This is a genomic window from Nonlabens sp. (assembly GCF_047636915.1).
In the GTDB taxonomy this organism is placed as follows: domain Bacteria; phylum Bacteroidota; class Bacteroidia; order Flavobacteriales; family Flavobacteriaceae; genus Nonlabens.
The window spans coordinates 1-6,552 of sequence record NZ_JBLIGN010000111.1; the positions used below are offsets into that span (position 1 = coordinate 1).

General features: G+C 34.1%; 6 protein-coding genes. 2 read left to right on the forward strand and 4 right to left on the reverse strand.

Translation table 11 applies throughout. The features are described from left to right. The coding region (locus tag ACJAT0_RS11945; protein WP_415181840.1) for a hypothetical protein at window positions 1-1,124 on the reverse strand (1,124 nt) is incomplete at its 3' end. A gap of 717 nt (window positions 1,125-1,841) precedes the next feature. On the opposite strand from ACJAT0_RS11945, the gene ACJAT0_RS11950 reads away from it, so the two are divergent. Together ACJAT0_RS11950 and ACJAT0_RS11955 are read left to right on the forward strand one after the other, a co-directional pair. After that, the gene (locus ACJAT0_RS11950; RefSeq protein ID WP_415181841.1) at window positions 1,842-2,399 is read left to right on the forward strand and encodes a DUF4251 domain-containing protein; all 558 of its coding nucleotides are present in this window, start codon (window positions 1,842-1,844) and stop codon (window positions 2,397-2,399) included. Window positions 2,400-2,516: 117 nt separating this feature from the next. Next, complete coding sequence (locus ACJAT0_RS11955) at window positions 2,517-3,143, forward strand: hypothetical protein (RefSeq protein WP_415181842.1); 627 nt, start codon at window positions 2,517-2,519, stop codon at window positions 3,141-3,143. A 962-nt stretch (window positions 3,144-4,105) separates the two neighbouring features. Here the strand turns inward: ACJAT0_RS11955 and ACJAT0_RS11960 are convergent. The 3 genes from ACJAT0_RS11960 to ACJAT0_RS11970 all read right to left on the reverse strand — a co-directional run bounded on the left by ACJAT0_RS11960 (window position 4,106) and on the right by ACJAT0_RS11970 (window position 6,274). Continuing rightward, window positions 4,106-4,543 carry a hypothetical protein gene (locus tag ACJAT0_RS11960; RefSeq protein ID WP_415181843.1) on the reverse strand — a complete coding sequence of 146 codons (438 nt, stop codon included), beginning with the start codon at window positions 4,541-4,543 and terminating at the stop codon, window positions 4,106-4,108. Between the two features lie 9 nt (window positions 4,544-4,552). After that, complete coding sequence (locus ACJAT0_RS11965; protein ID WP_415181844.1) at window positions 4,553-5,848, reverse strand: phosphoribosylamine--glycine ligase; 1,296 nt, start codon at window positions 5,846-5,848, stop codon at window positions 4,553-4,555. 87 nt (window positions 5,849-5,935) lie between these two features. Beyond that, window positions 5,936-6,274, reverse strand: coding sequence for a hypothetical protein (locus ACJAT0_RS11970; protein WP_415181845.1), 339 nt, complete (start codon window positions 6,272-6,274; stop codon window positions 5,936-5,938). Window positions 6,275-6,552: the final 278 nt, after the last annotated feature.

Consider the following 6,552-nt stretch of genomic DNA (forward strand, 5'->3'; position numbering starts at 1 on the left):
GCAGCTGCTTGATCTTCACAAATTGTAAATGCTGTTCCTATATAATTTCCAGATTCTGGAGCAGGTGAAATTTCAATAGTAATCACAGCAGTATCATCAGGACAAGGCAAAGTACCTGTAACGGTGTAAACAAAACTATAAATACCACTTGTTTGACCACTTATATTGACAGTTCCTTGATCTCCATTTGAAGTAGTTAGAGGACCTGACCAAGTTCCGCCCGTATCAGCATCAGGTCCTAATAAAGGAAATAGCTGGATATCTCCCACAGGAATATTATCTTCACAGTAGTCTAAAGCGTTGCTGATTCCTGCATTCACAGGTTCATTTATTTGAACAACTACCGAAGTGGGATTACTTTGACAGAAAAAATTATCTGATTGCACATAATAAGTAGCACCATTAATTAAAGCTGCTGTGGTTACTAATGCTGGCGGAATAGGGTTATTAAATGCATCTACATCTTCATACCAGTTAAAGTTGGCAGTTGTTCCAGAAGTAAGATCAGCCACAGTTGGGCTTACATCAGAACAGAATTGTTGTACGCTAGGAGGCAAAGGTGCTGCAGGTGAAGGGAAGACAGCTGTACTTCCTGTTTCTATCTGACTGCGACAGCCGCTACTGTTGACAAATACTAAAAAGTAATTAGCATTTCCGGATAAGACTGTTGAAGGATTCAACATCATGGTAAGTGAAAAGTCGCTAAAAACTTGAATTGATCCACCAGTTGGTATATTGATCGCAAGTGTGTTGTCTATATAAGTTTGTATCGTAGGATTCTCATTAGAACAGAAAATAGCATCAAGGCCTTGGTTTGTAGGGTTTACGGTAAAATCTACAATTAGAGCTGGTCGAGTACCACAAACTCCAGTAGAATCACCTGCATAATAGGTTCCTTGTTGCACTAATTGAGTTTGTGGAACCGGTATGCCGCCAGTTGCGCTAAGATACCAGCGGACGCTATTCGCTGGGACTGCTGTAGCAAAGGCATTCAAATCGCTAAAATTTATACCAGCAGAATCACAGATAACTTGAGGAGAAATTGGAATTGAAGGACATTGAGCTTTTACAGTATGGAAGGTGAGGAATAATAGAATAACCCATGCATATCGCGTTCTTTTCATTTTTTGGAGTAAAAATACCTTCATAAATGTGTTGTATATTTATATTAAATTAAGTCAAAAAAGTATAGCCACTAACTCATAAATAATCAAATTTGATTAACGTTCACTCAATTATTAAGGCATTGTTAAATTACGGTATTTTAAATAAGCTGAAAGCTATTAGTTGCTATTTTGCTGTTTTATTAGGGTGTTTAAGGTCAAACAGCACTAGTTCTTATAAATGAATAATAGAGTCATCTTTATTATAGTGTTTTAGGGTGTTTCGCTTTCGCGAAAGCGGAATCGGAATTTTTCTCTTTACAAAGTAGAAAGGCTATTTTTACAACATATTTTAGTCAACAAACCACAAATTATATAGCGTTAACATCGCTTTTTACAAGCTATACGTATGTAAATAGCAGTGTCCAAGATGGACAGCAATGCATTTCTAGAACTATGTAACAAATAAGGAATTTCTGGAATGCTCCCGATCATACTGAGAGACAAGAGGGGAAAATGTTAATCATTAACACCACTTTAATGTCTGGATCTTTATCACCCCTTATATTATGATTCACTAAGAGTGCCTCTTAAGAACTTAGCTTATGGATCATTAATGTTTTAAATAGTACTGATAATTCCTGAACACCTAACGCAGTCTTTTTTCAATTATGCTTTCGCTAAAGTAGAAAAAACAATAGTAGGCCATTATTTATGTAACTTTATTCAAAAAGAAAAATGAAATTTATAACCTATTTCTTATTACTGGTTCTTTTGTTAGTTTTCAGCTCTTGTAAATCTAGTTTTACAGAGGAAGATCGAACAAAACTTATCACATTACAGAACCAAATAAAAGAGCAATCCTTTGAATTTAAAGCCAATGCGGTGATCCCATTTAATACACAAGCTTTAAATAGCGTTGCAAATGATTTGTTAATACGTACCGGAAATAGTACGGCTCGCATTCATGTACAAGGCGATAATTACACCTTGAAAATAGGAGAGAAGCAAGCTGTATTTGCACTTCCTTTCTATGGCGAACGTAGAATTGGCGGCGGTTATACTAATGATACTGGTTTTAACTTCACCGCTGTTATAAAAGATCTCACCAGCACTATGAATGAAAAGAAGGGCTATATTTCTTATGAATTTAGGGCAAATAATAAGACCGAAACACTAGACATAGAACTCCAGTTTTACAGTCCGAATACCGTAAAATTGAGCATAAACAGTTCACACCGTACCTCTATGAAATATGACGGTTACATAAAATGGCTAGAAATAGAAGAGGAGTAGATTACAAATAATTAACATAAGCTAATAGGAGTTTTTAAAATAAAGCGCGATTGAAAGACTATTAAACCAATTGGTTTATAAGAGTATCTTATCTACGCAATAGGTGAGATTGTATTGGTGGTACTAGGTATTTTAATTGCATTGTGGATCAATAACAGGAATCAAGAAGAACAAATTGCAAGTACCAACGTCGATTTACAAGAAAAAGTTTTGTTGCAATTAGAGAAGGATATAGAAGCTATAGATCAGATTAAAAAGGAATTAGACACGTTAAATAATGTGAATTTAAGAGTGCTAAATCGGGAATATGATAAAACCAAAATGGATGAAAAAGGAATCTTATCTACGTTATTACTAAATGTCAAGGATTTAGGAATGGATATGCATAACACCAATTGGATAGATAATGCCGTGTTAGATGCGTCTAAAGCATCAGAAAATTTGATAAACCTCAGTGGTATTTATAAATCGTATTTCAAGGATATAGACGCTATTGAAAAAATTATCTACGAAAAATTTACTGCCAATCTGGGATATCTTGAGAAAACACAACCTTGGTATACCACTTTAATTACGGACTTAAGATGTGAGAATGATTGCATTAATTATTTATTAAGGAGTGAACAACACAAATCAAGAACAGCATCCTTGCGATTTTTATACATCCATAGTTATGGGGAATTAGTAAGCGGATTTCATTCTGAGCTTATAGCATCGAAGGAAGAGTTGGAGTTGTACCTTTAAATGGAAGAAGACGCTACATAGTAAACAAGATCTAAAGCAGTAGTATACTAATTATTCTATTTGACATAATATACATTATGGTTCAAACACACCGTAGTTTTGGTACAGCCGTTTTTCAGGCTACTTACATAGACTTATAGATATAGTGCCTTTAGGTTTATATGTGCGACATATTAAAAGCAATTACGTCTTATAAACTTGTAGATTATTTGACAGCTATCTTTCTAGTATATGACCTAGTTTTTTAAACCTCTAAAACCAAATACTCTTATCTTATCTATGACTATACTCATATTATTTGTTTCCATCTTTCAGAATTGGACTATGTGCTGTCTTTGTTACTTTTTCATTTTTTAATTCAGTAGTTATGTCCAACTTAGCACCTCGTTTTGAAATAATGTCATTTATTCTTTATTTGTATTGGAGTTAATCAATGTTTTTACATCTATTTCAAGAACATCTGCTATTTTAAATAGTACTTCTAAACTTGTTTGTGTTCTATTCTGTGTGTAAAAATTGACCATATTATAACCTTTACCCAGCTTTTCAACTAACCAAGTTTGCTTAATTCCAATATTTTTTATGCGATTCACAGCTATGATAAGATCACGTTTTACATCTAGAGTTAAAAAAATAACTTATCTTATATGTCGAGATAAAAACAAAGAATAGTAAAAGTATTCTCATTCCATACATATTCTCACTTCCCTCGTGCGTCTTCATAAAAGCGTTTTTTTTTTAAAAATCGTAGTGGTCAATTGTAAAATAAAAAAACAAGAAAACCCAGCAATTTAACCAAAGCTCGAGTTACATAACGCGATACATTATGGTTTATTTATCCTATTAAGTTATCAGGAGAATAGTGTCCAGAAGCTTTTAACCCTGCGACACAGACATAATACAAACCCTTTTTTTAAAATACGTTTTAGAATTAACCAGCTGCAAAAGTTTCTATACCCCTTTTAATGAATAAACAACTCTTCCTCCAGATTCTGAGACCTCATTGTTTTGACATACGTAAACCCTGCTTTTTCATAAAAATAGCGCAATTTTTTTTCTTCTGTGGTCAGCCAATAATGCTGCGTGGGATCTCTTAATAACAAGTTTTTAAGCCATAAACTTCCGTAATTTTTATTTCTTTTATTTTCAGGAACCCAAACATAACCAATGTATAAATAACCTTTTAAGAACCAATGATGCGCCTCCTCTTTATAAACTTCCATTTCTGGTGTTGAAGCAGAAAAAACAATACCTCCTGCACAAATTTCATGATCCTGCTCCAAGGTCAAAATTTGGGCCTGCTCTTCACAGGTATTCCAAATGGGCAGGATACTTTCCTGCCATTCTAATGGCAATAGATCAAAGAAAACCGTTTTATTTTTTAAGATTTTTAGTTCCATCACGTCCTTTTATAAAAGTCCCCAGGACCATAATTTATCAGAATCCTCTTGCCAGCGATCTCCAATATCAGTGCGGTAGTAACTGTTATTGACAATAACGTTTTGCACACGGTTGTACATGTTGCGCTGTGCATCTTTCATCGTGATTCCTGTACCACTAACTAAAAGCGCAATTCCTGTGTCTCCAGTAATGAGCCATTCGTTATTTACTTTTTTAAGATGCATCAGATGTATGCCTTCTTTGGCTTCCTTTTTTAAGATGACAACGGCATCTTTAGAAAAGAGTTGAAAGGCTTTCTTATCGTCATAAGGAAATGGCGGTACTACAATAAACACGCCGACTTGAAATCCCTTTTTCACTTTGATTTCAAATTTTTGGCCGGAAGCTAATTTATAAAAAAGGTCTCCTAAGGGTTCTTGGATACCAGCACGTTGAATTAGAATTTGTGGGTAACCAAAACGAGAAGTAAATTCTAACGGATAAATGCCATTGCCATTTACAATACAATTGATGTCTATATGTCCTATAAAATTAGATGTTGCAAGGGTGGTTTCAAATTTCTTGAGGGTCGCATCAAATATGGGAGAATCTTTGGTCCAGAACATACTGGTTCCCATCTCACCAGTGGAAACGCCTAATTCTTTTGGAAATAATTTTTTATGCTCAAAAGTGATGTTTATGGGTTTCAAAAACTCTTTTCCATTAAAAAAGGAAGCGATGGAAATCTCTACTCCTTTTACCTTTTTTTGCAGCTGAAAATCACCAAAATCATTACCCCAAGATTTTTCATAGGCTTTTAACACACGTATCACGTCCAAGCCTTCGTCATCACTACCTACAAATAGCAGCTGCTTAAATTCTTGGGTTTCGCCCGAAGGCTTAATGACATAGGTATCTGGATGTTTTTCTATGAAAGCTATAGCTTCTTGAAAGCTTGTAAACTCATAAGAGGGCAATACTTTAATCTTATGGGCTTTTAATTGTTGATGGCCAAAATTACGATCTAACTCTAGTAAATCAGTGTATATAGATCCTCCTATAACGAGTTTTCCTTCGTTCCTAAGGGACTCACAAATTTTCCCGTAACCGGTGTAATCAAAGATAATCAAGTCTGCCCAATCGGTATGTTTTTTCCAATCCGTAACTTTAGGACAAAAACCGTAACCTATTTCTTTACAACCTCTTTCTTGTATAAATAATTTAATGCTATGTCCTTCTGACTGCATCACGTGAGCTATATCTAGAGTTTCTCCATACTTGGAAACAAAAAGAATTTTTCTTTTTACTCTCAGCGTTTTTATCAATTTATGAAAAGTGTCCTGTCATTATGAAATACTCTATGTATTCGTATGCTAAAATAAGGGACCACATAAAGCAGTCCCGTATAAAGATTAATTTACTTTTTTTAATGATTTTAAAATGTAGGTCTCCTCTGTGAATTCCCCGTTTTCTGTTTCTTTTTCAGGAATAATCTGATACGTTATTTTAAAGGTTTCCCCTACCAGTTCATCAGATTTTAAATCAAAAGAATTTAAAATATCTGTAGAAATTTCACTGAAAGCTATGTAAGTATCCTCACCATCCTCACCACCAGAAAGGCTAAAATTATACTCCTCATATTCATAACCATCATAAGTGACCACAGCACTCTTTACTTCTTGGTCCATCGCTTTAAAAGATAAAAAAGAGAGACTTAGTGCACATAAAACTAATATTACTTTTGTTTTCATTACTTAATTTTTTATATTGATATTTAGATTTATTTCGGAAGTTTTCCACCTCAAGTCCGATAGGCTTTTAGTACCTCTATCTAAAGAAGTTACACGTGGTTGAGCAAGGATTGATCGCTGTGTCTGTGTTAAAAATTAAGAAGTGTTTTTTATTATCATTGTTGGAATACTACATTTTTATAGAACGTACTATTCGAATGAAATTTAAACAAAAAAACCATTCGAAATACAAGTTGTTTTCTGATATTCCAATTCGTTTTAAAAGGGCTATTTAAAGA

Excerpts from the sequence above, each read along its gene's own strand:
- ACJAT0_RS11950 (WP_415181841.1), top strand. The coding sequence starts at position 1,842 with ATGAAATTTATAACCTATTTCTTATTACTGGTTCTTTTGTTAGTTTTC.
- ACJAT0_RS11960 (WP_415181843.1), bottom strand. The coding sequence starts at position 4,543 with ATGGAACTAAAAATCTTAAAAAATAAAACGGTTTTCTTTGATCTATTG.
- ACJAT0_RS11970 (WP_415181845.1), bottom strand. The coding sequence starts at position 6,274 with ATGAAAACAAAAGTAATATTAGTTTTATGTGCACTAAGTCTCTCTTTT.